This is a genomic window from Jatrophihabitans sp., assembly GCF_036389215.1.
Taxonomy (GTDB): Bacteria; Actinomycetota; Actinomycetes; order Mycobacteriales; family Jatrophihabitantaceae; genus Jatrophihabitans_A.
This window is the reverse complement of sequence record NZ_DASVQG010000365.1, coordinates 1-16,934: the sequence shown is the minus strand read 5'-3', so window position 1 is coordinate 16,934 and position 16,934 is coordinate 1. Positions and strand designations below refer to the sequence as shown.

The window sequence follows — 16,934 nt, the reverse complement described above, 5'->3', positions numbered from 1 at the left end:
GGCGGCCCCCGCACAACAACAAGGCCCCGGTCCACCAGGACCGGGGCCTTGCTCACTGCCAGCTGATAAGCCGGCTGGCTGACTTACTCGACGGTGCCAACCGTCTCGGTGGGCGGCACGTCCGGAACCACCAGCTCGGCCTTGGACTCGCCGCGGAAGGTGAACTGCTCCTTGCCGTTCTCGTCCAGCTGGGTGTCGACCACCACGATCTGGCCCGCGCCCAGCTCGCCGAACAGGATCTTCTCGGACAGGCTGTCCTCGATCTCGCGCTGGATCGTGCGACGCAACGGACGGGCACCCAGGACCGGGTCGTAACCCCGCTTGGCCAGCAGCGCCTTCGCTGTGGCGGTCAGTTCCAGGGCCATGTCCTTGTTGCGCAGCTGGGTGTCCACCCGTGCCGCCATGAGGTCGACGATCTCGACGATCTCCTCCTCGGTCAGCTGGTGGAACACCACGATGTCGTCGATCCGGTTGAGGAACTCAGGCCGGAAGTGCTGCTTGAGCTCGTCGTTGACCTTCTGCTTCATCCGGTCGTAGTTGGAGCCGCTGTCATTGGCACCGGCGAAGCCCAGGCTGCCGACCGACTTGGACGCGTCCTTGGTGCCGAGGTTGGTGGTCAGGATCAGGACGGTGTTCTTGAAGTCCACGATCCGGCCCTGGCCATCGGTCAGCCGGCCGTCCTCGAGCACCTGCAGCAGCGTGTTGAAGACATCCGGGTGAGCCTTCTCGACCTCGTCGAAGAGGACCACCGAGAAGGGCTTGCGGCGGACCTTCTCGGTCAGCTGGCCGCCCTCGTCGTAACCCACGTAACCGGGAGGCGCACCGACCAGGCGGGACACCGTGTAGCGGTCGTGGAACTCCGACATGTCGAGCTGGATCAGGGCGTCGTCGTCACCGAACAGGAACTCGGCGAGCGTCTTGGCCAGCTCGGTCTTACCGACCCCGGACGGGCCGGCGAAGATGAACGAGCCACCGGGGCGCTTCGGGTCCTTCAGGCCCGCACGGGTCCGCCGGATCGCCTGCGACACCGCCCGGATGGCGTCCTGCTGGCCGATGACCCGCCGGTGCAGCTCGTCTTCCATCCGCAGCAGCCGGGCCGTCTCTTCCTCGGTCAGCTTGAACACCGGAATGCCGGTCCAGTTGGCCAGCACCTCGGCGATCTGCTCGTCGTCGACCTCGGCGACCACATCGAGGTCACCGGCCTTCCACTCGCGCTCGCGCTGAGCCTTGTCGTTGAGCAGGTTCTTCTCCTTGTCACGCAAGGAGGCGGCCTTCTCGAAGTCCTGCGCGTCGATCGCGGACTCCTTGTCGCGACGGACGTCGGCGATCCGGTCGTCGAACTCGCGCAGGTCCGGCGGCGCGGTCATCCGGCGGATCCGCATCCGGGAGCCTGCCTCGTCGATCAGGTCGATCGCCTTGTCCGGCAGGAACCGGTCGGAGATGTAGCGGTCGGCCAGGCCTGCCGCGGCCACCAGCGCGCTGTCGGTGATCGAGACCCGGTGGTGGGCCTCGTAGCGGTCCCGCAGGCCCTTGAGGATCTCGATGGTGTGCGCGACCGACGGCTCACCGACCTGCACCGGCTGGAACCGCCGCTCCAGGGCGGCGTCCTTCTCCAGGTGCTTGCGGTACTCGTCGAGCGTCGTGGCACCGATGGTCTGCAGCTCGCCACGAGCCAGCATCGGCTTGAGGATCGAGGCCGCGTCGATCGCGCCCTCGGCCGCACCGGCACCGACCAGGGTGTGGATCTCGTCGATGAACATGATGATGTCGCCGCGGGTGCGGATCTCCTTGAGGACCTTCTTCAGGCGCTCCTCGAAATCACCGCGGTACCGCGAGCCCGCCACCAGGGAGCCGAGGTCGAGGGTGTAGAGCTGCTTGTCCTTCAGCGTCTCGGGCACCTCGCCGCGCACGATGGCCTGAGCCAGGCCCTCGACCACCGCGGTCTTGCCGACACCGGGCTCACCGATCAGCACCGGGTTGTTCTTGGTGCGCCGCGACAGCACCTGCATCAGCCGCTCGATCTCCTTCTCGCGGCCGATGACCGGATCGAGCTTGCCCTCGCGGGCGCCCTGGGTGAGGTTGCGGCCGAACTGGTCGAGGACCAGGGAGGTCGACGGGGCACCTTCTTGTGCGGTGCTGCCGGCCGGCTCCTTGGACTGGTAGCCGTTGAGCAGCTGGATGACCTGCTGGCGGACCCGGTTGAGGTCGGCACCCAGCTTGACCAGGACCTGCGCCGCGACACCTTCGCCTTCGCGGATCAGTCCCAGCAGGATGTGTTCGGTGCCGATGTAGTTGTGGCCGAGCTGCAGCGCCTCGCGTAGCGAGAGCTCGAGGACCTTCTTGGCCCGAGGAGTGAAGGGGATGTGGCCGGACGGGGCCTGCTGACCCTGTCCGATGATCTCTTCGACCTGCTGGCGGACAGCTTCCAGGGAGATGCCGAGCGACTCCATGGCCTTCGCCGCGACGCCCTCACCCTCGTGGATCAGGCCCAGCAGGATGTGTTCGGTGCCGATGTAGTTGTGGTTGAGCATCCGGGCCTCTTCCTGGGCCAGGACGACCACCCGGCGGGCTCGGTCGGTAAACCGTTCAAACATGTCGCTCTTCTCCTTACCGCTCGGCGGGGTCGCTGCTGAACCGCCGTGCAGGCCTTCGACTCTAGTCGTCACAATCGACCAGGGCCGCTCTTCGATCCCCGCGTCTGCTCTCAGCGAACGCCAAATCAGCCTACGCCGATTTAACGAATTCGCCTCTTGAACGGTCGGACCGTGTCAGGGTCGCACCCCTGGGGCTGTCATAACAGCGCTGGGCGAAGGTTTATGCCAAAAAAGGCATGATGGCGGAAGCGGACGGGCTGGACGCGGGATGGGCCGGCTGCTGCGGGCAGAGCGAACCAGCGGGGCCTGCGGCAGGGAGCCGAGCGGGAGATGCGGTAGGACGAGCGCGGCAGGGAACCCGCGACGCCCCGAGCCGGGCCGGCTCGGCTCGGCGGGGCGGTCGCGAAAACTGCCGCAGCTTGCGGAATCCAGTCAGTGCGAGGAGTTGTATGCCTCAAAGATGCTGGCCGGGATGCGGCCGCGCTCGGACACCTTGTGACCGTTCTTGCGCGCCCATTCCCGAATAGCCTGCGTTTGTTCGCGGTCGATACGAGCGCCGCTACGGGCCGGGCGGCCTGGCGTTCCGGGGCGGGCTGCGGCAGCGCGGGAGGCCCGGCGGGCGTGCCCTACAAATGGTGCCAGAACCTCACGCAATTTATCGGCATTCTCGGCAGAGAGATCTATCTCGTACCCAGAACCGTCGAGGCCGAAAGCGACCGTCTCGGTGGCGGTGCCGCCATCTAGGTCGTCGACGAGTAGAACCTGGATCTTCTGGGCCATGGGACTTCCAATCTGAGGAGAGACGTTTGAGGATTAACAGGGTCCCCGGAACCATTAAAGCACTAGGCACCCGAGCGCGAGATATCGAAACGCCATGGTGTGGACAACATCTGAGGAACCCGCGAGTTGCACGGGACTAAGGAACGGCTGCAGACTGGCTACAGAGGCTTGAGAAGCGGGAATAGGATCGTTTCCCTTATTCCCTTGCCGGTAAGCATAGCGATCAAACGGTCGATGCCAAGCCCCATTCCGCCTGTCGGCGGCATGCCGTATTCGAGCGCCTGCAAGAAGTCCTCGTCCAGTTCCATAGCTTCCGGATCACCGGCGGCAGCCGCCAGCGATTGCTCGACGAGCACTCGCCGTTGCTCGACCGGGTCAGCCAATTCCGAGTAAGCGGGGGCTATCTCGACACCGCCGATGACCAGATCCCAGGCTTCGGCAAGCCGGGGGTCGGACCGGTGCTGCCGGGCCAGCGGCCGGACGGACCGGGGATAGTCACAGACGAACGTCGGTTGAATTAGGGTATGTTCCACCAGCTTCTCGTATAACTCCAGAACTATCTCACCAGCGTCCCACTCCGGCTTGAGAGCGACATTTCGCTGAGCAGCGAGCTCGCGCAACCCGCCCATGTCGGAGCCGGGGGTAACCGATTCGTCCACCGCGGCGGACACTAGATCATAGATTGAGGCCCACCGCCACTCCGTAACGAGATCGATATCCACACCCTCGGCAGTGCGAGGCGTTTCTACGCCGACCGCGTTAGCCGCATCCAGAATGATGGCGCGCGTCCACTCCGCCACGGACTTGTAATCGCCGTAGGCCTCATACGCCTCAAGCATGGTGAATTCTGCCGAATGGGTGGAGTCGATCCCCTCGTTGCGGAAGGTCTTGCCGATTTCGAAAACACGATCGATTCCGCCGACGACGGCACGCTTGAGATATAACTCCAGCGCGATTCGAAGCGACATCGGCTGGTCGAATGCATTGAGGTGCGTCTGGAATGGACGAGCGGCGGCCCCACCGTGGACGGACTGCAGAATCGGCGTCTCGACCTCGAGAAAACCCCGCTGGTGGAGCGTGCCGCGGATCGAGGCGAGCACCTGGGCCCGGATCACCACCATCCGGCGGGCGTCGGGCCGCACGATCAGATCGACGTAGCGTTGCCGGACCCGGGTCTCCTCGCTCATCGGCTTGTGCGCCACCGGCAGCGGGCGCAGCGCCTTCGCGGTCATCCGCCAGGCATCGGCCAGCACCGAGAGCTCACCCCGGCGGGACGAGATCACCTCACCCGCCACGAAGACCTGGTCACCCAGGTCGACATCGGCCTTCCAGGCGGCCAGCGCCTCATCACCGATCCTGTCGGCCGAGAGCATCACCTGCAGTTCGACGCCGCCCTCGCGCAGGGTCGTGAAGCACAGCTTGCCGGTGTTGCGGACGAAGATGACCCGCCCGGTCACCCCGACCTGCTGCCCGGTCTCGGCACCGGCAGGCAGGTCCGGGTAGGCCTGCCGGATCGCGGCCAGCGTGTGGGTGCGCGGCACCGTCACCGGAAACGGCGCACGGTCGGGATCCGACATCAGCCGGTCGTACTTCGCACGCCGGATCCTGACCTGCTCGGGCAGATCGTCGTTCGCTTCGGCGGCGGTACTGGAATCGGTCACCGTTTCACCCTATCGGCGCACGACAGTCAGTTCGGCGCTGCCATGGCACCAGCGCAGCCGAGCCCCCGAGCCGGAGCCGCCGCGGTTAAGGTCGCACGCATGACCGAATCGCCGCCGAACCCGCCGCCGGACCAGCAGGCGACCCGGCAGGGCCAGGTGCCCGGGCAGGACCAGGCGACCCGGCAGGGCCAGGTGCCCGGGCAGGGCCAGGTGACCGGGCACGGTCGACAGCTGACGCCGCATGACCATCCCGATGCGGTGTTCGCCCAGTCCTTCGGGTCGCAGGCCGCCCGCTACGACCGGGTCCGCCCGTCCTACCCCGCCGCCGCGCTGGACCTGGTGCTGGCCGGACCGGCCGGCGAAGGGCCGATCGAGCGCATCCTCGACATCGGCGCCGGCACCGGCAAGCTGACCGCCGCGCTGCTCGACCGGGCTGCCGAGGTGGTGGCCGTCGAGCCCGATCCGCTGATGCTGGCAGTGCTCGCCGACCGGTTGCCCCAAGTCCGGGCACTGCCGGGCTCCGCCGAGCGCATCCCGCTGCCCGACGGCTCGGTCGACGCGATCGTGGCCGGCCAGGCCTTCCACTGGTTCCAGCGCCCGGACGCCGATTACGAACTTGCCCGGGTGCTGCGCCCCGGCGGCGTCATCGGCCTGCTCTGGAACCTGCCCGACCGCAGCGTGGAGTGGGTGCCCAAGCTCTACTCGGCCAGCAGGAAGCACGAGTTCCCGGGGGACCAGCAGTTCGACGCGCTCGACCGCGAGCTGTTCACCGAGCTCCAGCAGGCATCGGTGCCCTCCGAGCACCTGCTGCCGGGGCCGGACGGCCTGCGCGACCTGGTGCATACCTGGAGCTGGGTGATCACCCGGTCCCAGGCCGAACGGGACGCCATCGACGACCGGATCCGCATCCTGATCAGCCAGTACGCCGAGCTGCAGGCTCCGGTGGTGGCGTTTCGGCAGCGCACCGAGGTGCTCTGGCAGCACCGGCGCTGACGCTCAGGTGTTGCGTTCGAAGATCAGCCGGAGCCCGAGCAGGGTCAGGTCAGGCTCGTGCCGGCGGACCGTCTCGGCGTGCTCGACGACCAGTGAGGCCAGTCCGCCGGTGGCGATCACCTCGACCGAGCCCGGCGCGTCGGGTACCAGGCTCGCCGCGATCCGCCTGACCAGGCCGTCCACCTGGCCGGCGAAGCCGTAGAGGATGCCCGACTGCAGGGCTTCCACGGTGTTCTTGCCGATCGGGGACCGCGGTGCGATCAGCTCGACCTTGCGCAGCTGCGCCGCCCGGGCGGCCAGCGCGTCGAGGGAGATCTCGATCCCCGGGGCCAGCGCGCCGCCGAGGAACTCCCCCTTGCCGCTGACCACGTCGAAGTTCGTGGAGGTGCCGAAGTCCACCACGATGGCCGGGCCGTTCACCAGGTGAAAGGCCGCCAGGGTGTTGACGATCCGGTCCGCGCCGACCTCCTTGGGATTGTCGAACAGCAACGCCACCCCGGTCTTGATCCCCGGTTCCACCAGCACGGTCGGCACTCCTGGCCAGTACCGGCTCAGCATCGCCCGCAGTTCCCGCAACGCCGCCGGCACCGTCGAGCAGCCCGAGATCCCGGTCACCGCGACGTCCTGCAGCAGTCCCGTGAAGGTCAGCATCAGCTCGTCGGCGGTGTTGCGGGCATCGGTCTTCACCCGCCACGAGTGCATCAGCCGATCACCCTCGAAGATGCCCAGCACCGTATTGGTGTTGCCGATGTCGATGGCCAGCAGCATCAGCCGTCAGCTCCAACCGGCGGCCGGACCCCGGCATCCGGGCCGGCCAGGTCCAGCCCGATGTCGAGCACCGGCGCAGAATGGGTCAGCGAGCCGACCGCGAGGTAGTCCACCCCGGTCCCGGCGACGGCGGCGGCGACCTGAAGGCTCAGCCCGCCGGAGGCTTCCAGCTTGACCCGGCCACCGGTGCCGGCCGCCAGCGCGACGCAGCTGCGCAGTTCGGCGAGGTTCATGTTGTCGAGCAGGATCAGCTCGGCGCCGGCCTCGATCGCCTCCTCGCACTGGGCCACCGTGTCCACCTCGATCTCCACCGGGAGTTCCGGAACGGCCGCGCGGACCAGCTCGAAGGCCTTGCCCACCGAGCCGGCGGCGGCGATGTGGTTGTCCTTGACCAGCGCGGCATCCGAGAGTGACATCCGGTGGTTGACGCCGCCTCCGCAGCGCACCGCGTACTTCTGCAGGGCCCGCAAGCCCGGCAGGGTCTTTCGGGTGTCACGGATGCTGGCGCCCGAGCCACGGATGATGTCGGTCCAGATCCGGGTGAGGGTGGCCACCCCCGACAGGTGGGTGAGCAGGTTCAGCGCCGTCCGCTCGGCGGTGAGCAGGTCGCGGACCGGCCCCGACACGCTCAGCAGCACCTGGCTCGGACGCACGACGCTGCCGTCGGTGGCCAGCAGCTGTACCCGTACCCGGCCCTGGCCGACCGCCGCGAAGACGTAGCCGGCCACCGCGACGCCCGCGAGCACCCCGGCCTCGCGCGGCACTACCTGGGCCCGGCCCTGCTGGTCAGCCCCGATGGTGGCCACGCTGGTGACATCCGGGCCGTCGGCCAGATCCTCGGCCAGCGCCCGGTCCACCACGTCGGCCACCATCGCCGTGCTCAGACCGGTCGCCTGCAGGGCGTCCAGTATCAGGGGATCGATCGATCGCTCTTCGCGCGAGCGCTCATCGCTGGATTCGCTGCGCTCCTCGCTGCGATGCTCGCTCATGGTCCGTCCTCATGGGTGTCGAAGGTAGGACGCCGGTGGGACGCAGGCGTCGGGAGGTAGTCGGTAGAGATGGTGCCGTCCGGTCCGAGCCGCAGATCGAGGTGGCCGCACCAATGCTGGTCGTCACGCTCGGGGCAGTCCTCGCGCCAGTGCGCGCCCCGGGTCTCGGCGCGGCGGCTGGCCGCGGCCACCAGCGCGCTGGCCACCGTGAGCAGGTTGGTGGCCTCCCAGGACTCGGTGCGCGGTTCGCTGCTGCGCTGGGCGGCGAGCTTCTGCAAGCTGCCGGCGGCCCGGGCCAGGCCCGCGGCGTCGCGGATCACCCCGGCATCGGCGGACATCTCCTGCTGCAGGGAGCGCCTGATCCCGGCCGCGGCGATGCCGCTGCTGCGCACGTCGATGCCCAGCTCCACCAGCGGCGCGCCGGCCGGCACGGTGCTCAGCACGTCGGCCGCGATCCGCCGGGCGAAGACCAGGCCTTCCAGCAGCGAGTTCGAGGCCAGCCGGTTGGCGCCGTGCACTCCGGTGCAGGCCGCCTCCCCGCAGGCGTAGAGCCCAGCTACCGAGGTACGGCCGGCGAGGTCGGTGGCGATTCCCCCGGAGGCGTAGTGGCAGGCCGGCGCGACCGGGATCAGGTCATTCACCGGGTCCAGGCCGAGCGACGTCAGGGTGGCCAGGATGGTCGGGAACCGGACCCGCCACTTCTCCGCACCGAAATGCCGGGCGTCCAGCCAGACGTGCTCGGCACCGGTCTCGCGCATCCGGCGCAGGATGGCCTTGGCCACCACGTCGCGCGGGGCCAGGTCGGCCAGTTCGTGCTGGCCCTGCAGGAACCGGACCCCCTGGTTGTCGAGCAGCACCGCGCCCTCGCCCCGGACCGCCTCGCTGACCAGCGGCTGCTGCCCGGCCGCGGTGCCGCCGAGCCACAGCACGGTCGGGTGGAACTGCACGAACTCCAGGTCGCGGATCACCGCCCCGGCGCGCAGCGCCGCCGCCACGCCGTCGCCGGTGGAGACCGGTGGGTTCGTGGTGGCGGCGTAGACCTGGCCGATGCCACCGGTGGCCAGCACGAAGGCTCGGGCGCGCACCGCGCCGACGCCGTCGAGCTGCCCCTCGCCCATCACGTGCAGGGTGACCGCGCCGACCCCGCCGGTGGCGGTGGGCAGCAGGTCCAGCACCAGCGCGTGCTCGATCACCTCGATGCCGGGTGTGGCCAGCACGGCCGCGACCAGCGCCCGCTCGATCTCGGCTCCGGTGGCATCACCGCCGGCGTGCGCGATCCGGTCGGCGTGATGACCGCCCTCCCTGGTCAGCGACAGCTCACCGGTGCTGGAGCGATCGAAGCGGGTGCCGAGCTCGATCAGCTCCCGGACAGCCCGCGGCCCCTCCTCGACCAGCACCCGGACGGCCTCGACGTCACAGATCCCGACACCGGCCACCAGGGTGTCCTGCAGGTGCGCCTCGGCGCTGTCGTCAGGCCCGAGCGCTGCCGCGATGCCGCCCTGGGCCCACCGGGTGGACCCGGCCGCCAGCACGTCCTTGGTCACGACCAGCACCCGGAGACCCGAGCCGGCCGGTGGGCCGGCGGCGATCCGCAGAGCCGTGGTGAGCCCGGCGATCCCGGAGCCCACCACCACCACGTCGGTCTCGACGATCCAGCCCGGTGCCGGGGCCAGCAATCGCTGCGGAAGGTTCATCGGCCCGGCTCTTTCATCGGCCCAGCTCTTTCATCGGCGCAGCTCTTTCATGGGCGCAGCTCTTTCATGGGCGCAGCTCCACGGCGACGTTGTCGATCAGCCGGATGGAGCCGACCCGGGCCGCGACCAGCAACCTGGCGGGCCCTTGTTCCGGTGCCGGCCCCAGCTCTGGATCCCGCAGCTCCAGGTAGTCCACGTCCACTCCTTCGGCGCCGGCCAGCACCTCGCGGGCCGCGGCCAGCACCGCGGCGGCGGAGCCGGCAGCGTCGCGACCGGCCATCAGCGCGGCACTCAAGAACCGGGCGCTGGCCCGTTCGGACGTCGAGAGCAGCACGTTACGGCTCGACAGCGCCAGACCGTCGGGCTCCCGGACGGTCGGCACCGAGATCACCTCAACCCCCTGGCCCAGATCGCGAACCATCCGCCGGATGAGCATCAGCTGCTGGTAGTCCTTCTCGCCGAAGAACGCCCGGGCCGGCCGGACGGCGGCGAACAGCTTGGTGACCACCGTGAGGACGCCATCGAAGTGACCGGGCCGGTTCGGGCCCTCCAACTGGGCGGCCAGCGCGCCGGCGGTGACCCAGACCTGGGCCGGGCCGCCCGGATAGACCTCATCGACCTCCGGCGCCCACACCAGATCCACCCCGTGCTGCTCGCACAGTGCCAGATCCTCCCCCAGCCGGCGCGGATAGCGTTGCAGGTCACCGGCCTGGTGGAACTGCATGGGGTTGACGAAGATGCTGGTGACCACCGCGGCACAGCCGGCCCGAGCCGCGTCGATCAGTGCCAGGTGGCCGGCGTGCAGGGCGCCCATCGTCGGGACCAGGCCCACGGTCGCCTCCGTCCCCGACTGCTCGCCCAACCGCGCCCGGGCCGCGGCCAGCTCGTCGCGGGTCCGGACCAGCCGGGTCACCGGCTGTCGCCTTCGGCCTGCTCGATGCCTTCGAGCAGGTCGGCACACTGCAGCCGGGTCAGCCGGCCCGCCGCGTGGGCGCGCTGCATGGTGCGCAAGGCCATCGCGAGGTAGGGCTGCAGGTAGGCGGTGCCCCGCAGCGCTCGAATGTGGGCCTCCAGGGTGCCACGGTCCCCCCGGGAGACCGGGCCGGTCAGCGCCTCGTCGGCCAGCCGCAGCGCGTTGTCCAGGGATGCCCCCAGCAGTGGCGCGAGCAACCGGGTGGGGTCCTCGACCCCGACGGAGGCGAGCACGTCGCGGGAGTCGTTGACCAGGGTCACCAGATGGTTGGAGCCCATCGACAGGGCGGCGTGATAACCCGGCCGGGCAGCCTCCGGCACCCAGACCGGCTCGCCGCCGAGCTCGAGCACCAGGGTCTCGGCCACCGGACGGAACTCCTCCGAGGCCGTGACACCGAAGGCGGCGCCGTCCAGGCGCTGCAGGTCCTCCGGGCGTCCGGCGAAGGTCATCACCGGGTGCAGCGCCATGCCGACCACGCCGGCACTGACCGCCGGGTCGAAGATCGCGATGCCACTGGCCCCGGAGGTGTGGACCGCCAGCTGGCCGACCTGCCAGGCGCCGGTGGCCGCCAGTCCCTGGATCAACCCGGCAAGCTCGCTGTCCGGGACCGTCAGCAACACCAGATCGGCCTGGCCCACCGCCTCGTCGGCGGGCACCAGCGGCACGCCGGGCAGCAACCGGTCAGCCCGCCGCTGCGAATCGGCGCTGACGCCGGTACCGGCCACCACCCGGTGCCCGACCCGCCCGAGTGCCGCCCCGAGCACCGATCCCACCCGGCCGACTCCGACGACGGCAACCCGCAACCGCGGGGCGTCACCGGACTGGATCACGGCGTTGAGCCTAGTAGGCCGGGCGACCTGGGCTGGTGGCGGTGAGCCGGCAGCCGGTGGGAATGTCCGCTTCGGAAGCGGATCCGCGCTGAGTCGGCTAGGTTCACCGGCTGTGGACGACCTGCAGGCCACCGTTGCCCGAGCCGCTGACCAGGCCGGTTCGCACAGCACCGCTCCGGCGCTGCTGCTGCAAGCTGCCGCGGCTCTGGGAAAGCTGGCCGAACTCGCGAATGCGGCGACCGAGGGCGGCCGGCGGCCGTTCCGGATCCCGCCGGACTGGCAGCCGGAGCTGTCCCGACTGGCCTATCTGGTGTACCTGCTGGCTGATCAGACGGCGGTCGACATCGACGCGACGGTGCGATCGCTGGCCCGCGGGGTCATCGAGGTCAGTCAGGTCCGCGACGCGGCCACCGACCTGCGCGTGCAGGCGGCGGACGGGCGCGACAGCAGCTGGTTCTGAACGGGTCAGCCGTCGGCTCGGGCGAACCGGTCTGGCGAATCGCCGCCGGCCCGGCGCCTGCCCTGATAGCGGGGGTCCGACGGCTCGGGATCCGCGGCGCGGCGCCGGCCCGCCCGCCGCTCGGCGTCGGACTGGTCCGGTAGCTCGGCAGCCGGCGGCGGGAACTCGACGAGCTCGGCATCGACGATCCCGGCGGCCTGCCGCTCCGGCCGAGCCGGCGTGCTGGTGGCTGCCGCGCGGGCCGGTGCCGCCAGGCCTTGCGGGTTGGCCGCTGCCAGCCGGCGGATCTCGTGCTGCAGCGCCTCCAGGTCCGAACCGATCACCCGGGTGGTCTCGATCCGCTCCAGGCGGAGCTGGCCACCGAGCTTGTCGACCACTTCGGCGCGCAGCGCGGCGACCTCCTCGCGCAGCGGGGCCAGCTGCTCGGACAGCACCCGTTCGATGTCGCGGCGCAGCGAGATCTCCAGCTTCAGTTCCGATTCCTGCCGCGCCGCGGCGTCACGTGCGAGCTGCAGTTCACCGAACTGGCGTAGCTCGATCTCCTGGGCGAAGTACGCCTGCCGGGCCGTCTCCAACTGCTCGTGTTGCCCCGCGACCAGCTGGAGCTGGGCCTCGTGCAGCTCCGCCGCCCGGGATCGGACCTCAGCAAGCTCGGCCTCGGATGTCTGATCAGACTCGCCGTGCCTGGTAACGACGAGCAGGCAGGCAGCCAGCAGTGCCGACCACAGCCCGAGCAGCACGCCGAGCTGCAGCTGCTTCTGGCTGGTGCCGAACACGACAAGGCACAGGGCCGCCGCGCCGAGCGCTGCAGCGGCCGTGACAGCCGCTAGGCGCGGCACACCCCGCAACGTCCAGGACGTAGCGGAGCGCGGCATATCGGCGAGTGTAGGCCTGCACACGGTCACCGCAATCCGCAACTCGGGTAGGGCTGCGTGCAGCCACCACCGGTCTCAAACCGGGTCAGCGGCGACCGTGCTGCGGGTCGATGCCGGCCCGTTCCAGCACCAGGCCGGCCACCAGCAACGCCGCGCTCACCGCCAGCACCAGATAGCCGACCCGAAGGTCGTGCCCGGCGGTGTTGGCCTGCCCGGACGACGGCAGCAGCTTCAGCACCAATGCCGCCGCAGCCCCGCCCACCACCGCCGCCACCAGTGCGCTGGCCTTGCCCAGGGCGACGGCGCGAGCGATCGCCAGCGCGGTCATCGGCTTTGCCTGCGGCTGGTGCCGCACCGCCGCCCGCACCCGGCGGGCGATCACCAGCTCGGCGATGGCCAGCGCCGCGATCGGCACCGCGATGAACCATTGGAACGGCGGCAGCGACTCGTAGCTGATCCGCAGCAGCGCATAGCTGAGGCCACCGGCCAGCACCAACGGAATCAGCAGGTCGGCGAGCCCGGTCCGGCGCATCATGGCCGCAGCTCGGCGCCCGGCAGCAGCCGCACGGCCGCCACCTCCTCCGCGGGCAGCGCCTGCATCAGCTCCAGCACCGATCCCCGGCCCGGCAGCTGGGCCTCCGGGTCGACCGACCACCACGGCACCAGAACGAAGGCCCGCTCGGCAGCCCGCGGATGCGGCAGGGTGAGCACCGGGTCCTCGCTGACCACGCCGTCGACGGTGATCACATCCACGTCCAGGGTGCGCGGGCCCCAGCGCTGCTCCCGGGTGCGGCCGGCCGCCTGCTCGCAGGCCTGGGCCCGCTCCAGCCAGTCGGCCGGACTCGCCTCGGGGTCGCTGACCAGCAGCACGGCGTTGAGGAACGGCTGCTGGCGCACCGGCCCCCAGGGCGGGGTCTGGAAGACCGGCGAGGCCGCGGTCAGGTACGGCGCGAGTCCCGAGACGGCCGAGCGCAGCTGGGCCAGCCGGTCCCCGATATTCGACCCGATCGACAGCACCGCGCTGCTCATCCGGTGGGCCTGCCACTCGTCGGGGGATCCGTGCGGGCCCGCCGGATCGTCACCGAGACGTCGGCGAAGCTCAGCGGGATCGGCGCCTGCGGCTTGTGCACGATGACGGTGGCGGCCGCCACCCGGGTATCGGACAGGCACACCCGGCACAACCGGTCGGCCAGCGTCTCCAGCAGGTTCACCGGTTCTCCGGCGATCACGGCGGCCAGCGCCCCGGCCAGCTCGCCGTAGTGCACCGTGTCGGCCAGGTCGTCGCTGGCAGCCGCCGCCGTGGTGTCGAACTCGAGCTCGACGTCGACGACGAAGTCCTGCCCGTCCGCGCGCTCGAAGTCGAACACCCCGTGATGCCCGCGGACCCGCAGCCCGGTGAGGGTGATCCGGTCCGCTGGCGCACGGTAGCCCGGGTTGGGGCCGGTCATCGCACGCCCCGGATCGCCGCGGCCACCAGCGCGGCATCGACATTGGCCGCCACCTCATGCACCCGCACGCCCCAGACCCCGTGCAGCGCGGCGAACATGGTGAGTGCGGTGGTGGCGGCCTCCCGTCCGGAGGTCGGCCTGGGGGTGCCGTCGGCGTCGGCCAGCAACGAGCCGAGGAACGACTTGCGCGAGGACCCGACCAGCACCGGCAGCCCGGTGCCGGTGAAAGCCTCCAGATGGGCCAGCAGCGACCAGTTGTGGCCGGCCCGCTTGGCGAATCCGATACCGGGATCGAGCACCAGCTGGGAGGCGGCGACGCCGGCGGCCAGCGCCTGCTCGACCCGGGCCAGCAGCTCGGCACGCACCTCGGCCACCACGTCGCCGTACTGGGCCAGCTCGGCCATGTTCGCCGAGTGCCCACGCCAGTGCATCAGCACCCACGGGCAACCGGCATCACGGACCACCCGTGCCATGTCCGGATCGCCGAGACCGCCGGAGACGTCGTTGACGATCCGCGCCCCGGCGGCCAGCGCCTGCTCGGCGACCGCCGCCCGGTAGGTGTCGACACTGACCGCCAGGCCGGCGGCGGCCAGCTCGCCGATCACCGGCAGCACCCGACGGGCCTCTTCGGCAGCGGGCACCCGGAGCGCGCCGGGGCGGGTCGACTCGCCGCCGACATCGATCAGGTCGGCACCCTCGCCGGTCATCCGCAGCGCGTGTGCCACGGCGCTGTCCAGGTCGGCGTAGCGGCCGCCGTCGGAGAACGAGTCCGGCGTCACGTTCAGCACGCCCATCACGATCAGCCGATCGCTGCGAACCGGTAAGCCCGACGGCCCGGTCATTGCCCGAGGATGAGGCTCATCGCCTCGGCCCGGGTGCGCGGATCGCTCTTGAAGATGCCCCGGACCGCCGAGGTCATGGTGCGGGTTCCGGGCTTGCGGATGCCGCGCATGGCCATGCACAGGTGCTCGGCCTCCACCACCACGATCACGCCGCGCGGCTCCAGCCTGCGCATCACGGCGTCGGCGACCTGGGCGGTCAAGCGTTCCTGCACCTGGGGGCGCTTGGCGTAGAGGTCCACCAGCCGGGCCAGCTTGGACAGCCCGGTCAGCCGGCCCTCCACGCCCGGGACGTAGCCGACCGCCGCGGTGCCGTGCCAGGTCACCAGGTGATGCTCGCAGGTGGAGTACAGCGGGATCTGCTTGACCAGCACCAGCTCGTCGTGGTTCTCGTCGAACGTGGCCTGCAGCACGTCGTCGGGCTCGGCGTGCAGGCCGGCGAAGATCTCGACGTAGGAACGCGCGACCCGGGCCGGGGTGTCACGCAGGCCTTCCCGGTCGGGATCCTCCCCGATGGCCAGCAGCAGTTCGCGGACGGCAGCCTCAGCCCGGGCCAGATCGACTTCGCTCATCCAGTGCGGCTCATCCAGCGGGCCGGCCGGACAGCTCAGCGATGATCATCGCCTTGCCCGAAGGGCCAGTGGGATCGGCCCGACCGTCCGGGATCGACGGTGGGCAGCTGCTGGGTCTCCTGGTCCTCCGCACCTCGGCGCGAGCCGTTGTCAGAGTGCGAGCCGTTGTCAGAGTGCGAGCCGTTGTCAGAGCGTGGGCCCTTGTCCAGGCGCGAGCCCTTGTCCATGCGCGGGCCCTGGCCCGAGGGCACCGAGGCACCCGAGGACGGATAGCCCGCATCCAGCGGCGGGTAACTCTGCGGCGGCGGGTAGCCCGGCGACTGCGGGTAGCCCGGGGCCGGCGGGTAGCTGACCGGCTGCGGGCGAGGGTCGGCGACGGCCTCCTGCGGCTGCTGGTAGCTGCCGGAATAACCGGCCGCGGGCTGCGGCTCGATCTCGGGCGCTCCGTGCTTGGCCAGGCCGTTGGACGACCCGTTGGACCGGACCGTCGACGGGATCTCGATCGGCGGCCGGTCGGACGGGGCGCGCTTGCCGAAGCCGGCGAAGGTGCTGTGCGGCGGGCGCTTGTGCACCGGTGCCAGGATCCGCTCCAGGTCCTCCTTGTTCAGGGTCTCCCGTTCGGCCAGCTCCAGCACCAGCTGGTCCAGCACGTCGCGGTACTGCACCAGGATTTCCCACGCCTCGTCGTGCGCGGCCTCGATCAGCGCCCGGACCTCCTCGTCGATCCAGGCAGCGATCTCCTCGGAGTAGTCACGCTGGTGCCCGTAGTCGCGGCCCAGGAACGGCTCCGAGTCGGAGGTGCCGTACTTCACCGCGCCGAGCTTGGCGCTCATGCCGTACTCCGTGACCATCGAGCGGGCCAGCGAGGTGGCCTTCTCGATGTCGTTGGAGGCACCGGTGGTGGGCTCGTGGAACACCAGCTCCTCGGCGGCGCGGCCGCCGAGGGCGTAGACCAGCTGGTCCAGGATCTCGGCCCGGGTCTGGGTGTAGCGGTCCTCCAGCGGCAGCACCAGGGTGTGACCGAGCGAGCGGCCGCGCGGCAGGATCGTGACCTTGTGCACCGGGTCGAGGTTGGGCATTGCCCAGGCAGCCAGCGCATGGCCGCCCTCGTGGTAGGCGGTGACGCGCTTCTCCTTGTCACTCATCGCCCGGGTCTTGCGCTCGGGGCCGGCGATGACCCGGTCGATGGCCTCTTCCAGAGCCTCGGTGGTGATCAGCCGGCCGTTCTGGCGGGCGGTCAGCAGCGCGGCCTCGTTGATGACGTTGGCGAGGTCGGCGCCGGTGAAGCCGGGGGTGCGGCGGGCGATGACCTGCAGGTCGATGCCGGGCTCGACGGGCTTGCCCTTGGCGTGCACGTCGAGGATCTGCTTGCGGCCGGCCATGTCCGGACGGTCCACAGCGATCTGCCGGTCGAAGCGGCCGGGCCTCAGCAGAGCCGGGTCGAGGATGTCGGGGCGG

The 16,934-nt window shown here is 70.4% G+C and carries 16 protein-coding genes and 1 pseudogene; 2 read left to right on the top strand and 15 right to left on the bottom strand.

The window, feature by feature from the left end; genetic code table 11:
- Positions 1-83 precede the first annotated feature (83 nt).
- The 3 genes from VF542_RS21070 to lysS all read right to left on the bottom strand — a co-directional run bounded on the left by VF542_RS21070 (position 84) and on the right by lysS (position 5,035).
- Positions 84-2,594 carry an ATP-dependent Clp protease ATP-binding subunit gene (locus VF542_RS21070; protein ID WP_408653662.1) on the bottom strand — a complete coding sequence of 837 codons (2,511 nt, stop codon included), beginning with the start codon at positions 2,592-2,594 and terminating at the stop codon, positions 84-86.
- A 432-nt stretch (positions 2,595-3,026) separates the two neighbouring features.
- On the bottom strand, positions 3,027-3,374 hold the full coding sequence (locus VF542_RS21065) for a histone-like nucleoid-structuring protein Lsr2 (RefSeq protein WP_408653661.1): 348 nt from the start codon (positions 3,372-3,374) through the stop codon (positions 3,027-3,029).
- A gap of 158 nt (positions 3,375-3,532) precedes the next feature.
- Complete coding sequence (gene lysS / locus VF542_RS21060; RefSeq protein ID WP_408653660.1) at positions 3,533-5,035, bottom strand: lysine--tRNA ligase; 1,503 nt, start codon at positions 5,033-5,035, stop codon at positions 3,533-3,535.
- Positions 5,036-5,134: 99 nt separating this feature from the next.
- Here lysS and VF542_RS21055 point away from each other — a divergent pair, with 99 nt between their 5' ends.
- On the top strand, positions 5,135-6,028 hold the full coding sequence (locus tag VF542_RS21055; protein ID WP_408653659.1) for a class I SAM-dependent methyltransferase: 894 nt from the start codon (positions 5,135-5,137) through the stop codon (positions 6,026-6,028).
- A 3-nt stretch (positions 6,029-6,031) separates the two neighbouring features.
- On the opposite strand, the gene VF542_RS21050 is transcribed toward VF542_RS21055, so the two are convergent.
- The 5 genes from VF542_RS21050 to VF542_RS21030 all read right to left on the bottom strand — a co-directional run bounded on the left by VF542_RS21050 (position 6,032) and on the right by VF542_RS21030 (position 11,282).
- Positions 6,032-6,796 (bottom strand): type III pantothenate kinase, encoded by a 765-nt coding sequence (locus VF542_RS21050; protein ID WP_408653658.1) that lies wholly within the window; start codon positions 6,794-6,796, stop codon positions 6,032-6,034.
- A complete protein-coding gene (gene nadC, locus VF542_RS21045; RefSeq protein WP_408653683.1) occupies positions 6,796-7,668 on the bottom strand; it encodes a carboxylating nicotinate-nucleotide diphosphorylase in 873 nt (290 codons plus the stop codon). The genes VF542_RS21050 and nadC overlap by 1 nt, the downstream gene beginning before the upstream one ends.
- 113 nt (positions 7,669-7,781) lie before the next feature.
- Positions 7,782-9,479: an L-aspartate oxidase gene (locus VF542_RS21040; protein WP_408653657.1), complete on the bottom strand. Its 1,698-nt coding sequence runs from the start codon at positions 9,477-9,479 to the stop codon at positions 7,782-7,784.
- A 64-nt stretch (positions 9,480-9,543) separates the two neighbouring features.
- Positions 9,544-10,392: a pantoate--beta-alanine ligase gene (gene panC / locus VF542_RS21035; protein ID WP_408653656.1), complete on the bottom strand. Its 849-nt coding sequence runs from the start codon at positions 10,390-10,392 to the stop codon at positions 9,544-9,546.
- Positions 10,389-11,282, bottom strand: a complete 894-nt coding sequence (locus tag VF542_RS21030; protein ID WP_408653655.1) for a Rossmann-like and DUF2520 domain-containing protein — start codon at positions 11,280-11,282, stop codon at positions 10,389-10,391. Before VF542_RS21030 ends, panC begins: the two co-directional genes overlap by 4 nt.
- 112 nt (positions 11,283-11,394) lie before the next feature.
- On the opposite strand from VF542_RS21030, the gene VF542_RS21025 reads away from it, so the two are divergent.
- The gene (locus VF542_RS21025; RefSeq protein ID WP_408653654.1) at positions 11,395-11,742 is read left to right on the top strand and encodes a hypothetical protein; all 348 of its coding nucleotides are present in this window, start codon (positions 11,395-11,397) and stop codon (positions 11,740-11,742) included.
- A gap of 5 nt (positions 11,743-11,747) precedes the next feature.
- Here VF542_RS21025 and VF542_RS21020 read toward each other — a convergent pair whose 3' ends face one another.
- The 7 genes and pseudogenes from VF542_RS21020 to VF542_RS20990 all read right to left on the bottom strand — a co-directional run.
- Positions 11,748-12,617 carry a hypothetical protein gene (locus VF542_RS21020; protein WP_408653653.1) on the bottom strand — a complete coding sequence of 290 codons (870 nt, stop codon included), beginning with the start codon at positions 12,615-12,617 and terminating at the stop codon, positions 11,748-11,750.
- Between the two features lie 85 nt (positions 12,618-12,702).
- The gene (locus VF542_RS21015) at positions 12,703-13,152 is read right to left on the bottom strand and encodes a DUF3180 domain-containing protein (RefSeq protein ID WP_408653652.1); all 450 of its coding nucleotides are present in this window, start codon (positions 13,150-13,152) and stop codon (positions 12,703-12,705) included.
- Positions 13,149-13,646 (bottom strand): 2-amino-4-hydroxy-6-hydroxymethyldihydropteridine diphosphokinase, encoded by a 498-nt coding sequence (gene folK / locus VF542_RS21010; RefSeq protein ID WP_408653651.1) that lies wholly within the window; start codon positions 13,644-13,646, stop codon positions 13,149-13,151. Before folK ends, VF542_RS21015 begins: the two co-directional genes overlap by 4 nt.
- Positions 13,643-14,065 carry a dihydroneopterin aldolase gene (folB, locus tag VF542_RS21005; RefSeq protein WP_408653650.1) on the bottom strand — a complete coding sequence of 141 codons (423 nt, stop codon included), beginning with the start codon at positions 14,063-14,065 and terminating at the stop codon, positions 13,643-13,645. Before folB ends, folK begins: the two co-directional genes overlap by 4 nt.
- Positions 14,062-14,907, bottom strand: coding sequence for a dihydropteroate synthase (folP, locus tag VF542_RS21000; RefSeq protein ID WP_408653649.1), 846 nt, complete (start codon positions 14,905-14,907; stop codon positions 14,062-14,064). The genes folB and folP overlap by 4 nt, the downstream gene beginning before the upstream one ends.
- A complete protein-coding gene (gene folE / locus VF542_RS20995) occupies positions 14,904-15,476 on the bottom strand; it encodes a GTP cyclohydrolase I FolE (protein ID WP_408653648.1) in 573 nt (190 codons plus the stop codon). Before folE ends, folP begins: the two co-directional genes overlap by 4 nt.
- Before the next feature lie 35 nt (positions 15,477-15,511).
- Positions 15,512-16,934 (bottom strand): annotated as a pseudogene (locus VF542_RS20990) (cell division protein FtsH); the annotation flags it as partial.

What these genes read in the sequence shown, in the direction of transcription:
- folB (WP_408653650.1), bottom strand. Translation starts at nt 14,065, where the DNA reads ATGACCGGCCCCAACCCGGGCTACCGTGCGCCAGCGGACCGGATCACC.
- folE (WP_408653648.1), bottom strand. Translation starts at nt 15,476, where the DNA reads ATGAGCGAAGTCGATCTGGCCCGGGCTGAGGCTGCCGTCCGCGAACTG.
- VF542_RS21065 (WP_408653661.1), bottom strand. Translation starts at nt 3,374, where the DNA reads ATGGCCCAGAAGATCCAGGTTCTACTCGTCGACGACCTAGATGGCGGC.
- VF542_RS21015 (WP_408653652.1), bottom strand. Translation starts at nt 13,152, where the DNA reads ATGATGCGCCGGACCGGGCTCGCCGACCTGCTGATTCCGTTGGTGCTG.
- folK (WP_408653651.1), bottom strand. Translation starts at nt 13,646, where the DNA reads ATGAGCAGCGCGGTGCTGTCGATCGGGTCGAATATCGGGGACCGGCTG.
- VF542_RS21040 (WP_408653657.1), bottom strand. Translation starts at nt 9,479, where the DNA reads ATGAACCTTCCGCAGCGATTGCTGGCCCCGGCACCGGGCTGGATCGTC.
- VF542_RS21050 (WP_408653658.1), bottom strand. Translation starts at nt 6,796, where the DNA reads ATGCTGCTGGCCATCGACATCGGCAACACCAATACGGTGCTGGGCATC.
- VF542_RS21020 (WP_408653653.1), bottom strand. Translation starts at nt 12,617, where the DNA reads ATGCCGCGCTCCGCTACGTCCTGGACGTTGCGGGGTGTGCCGCGCCTA.
- folP (WP_408653649.1), bottom strand. Translation starts at nt 14,907, where the DNA reads ATGACCGGGCCGTCGGGCTTACCGGTTCGCAGCGATCGGCTGATCGTG.
- nadC (WP_408653683.1), bottom strand. Translation starts at nt 7,668, where the DNA reads ATGGTGGCCGACGTGGTGGACCGGGCGCTGGCCGAGGATCTGGCCGAC.
- VF542_RS21070 (WP_408653662.1), bottom strand. Translation starts at nt 2,594, where the DNA reads ATGTTTGAACGGTTTACCGACCGAGCCCGCCGGGTGGTCGTCCTGGCC.
- VF542_RS21055 (WP_408653659.1), top strand. Translation starts at nt 5,135, where the DNA reads ATGACCGAATCGCCGCCGAACCCGCCGCCGGACCAGCAGGCGACCCGG.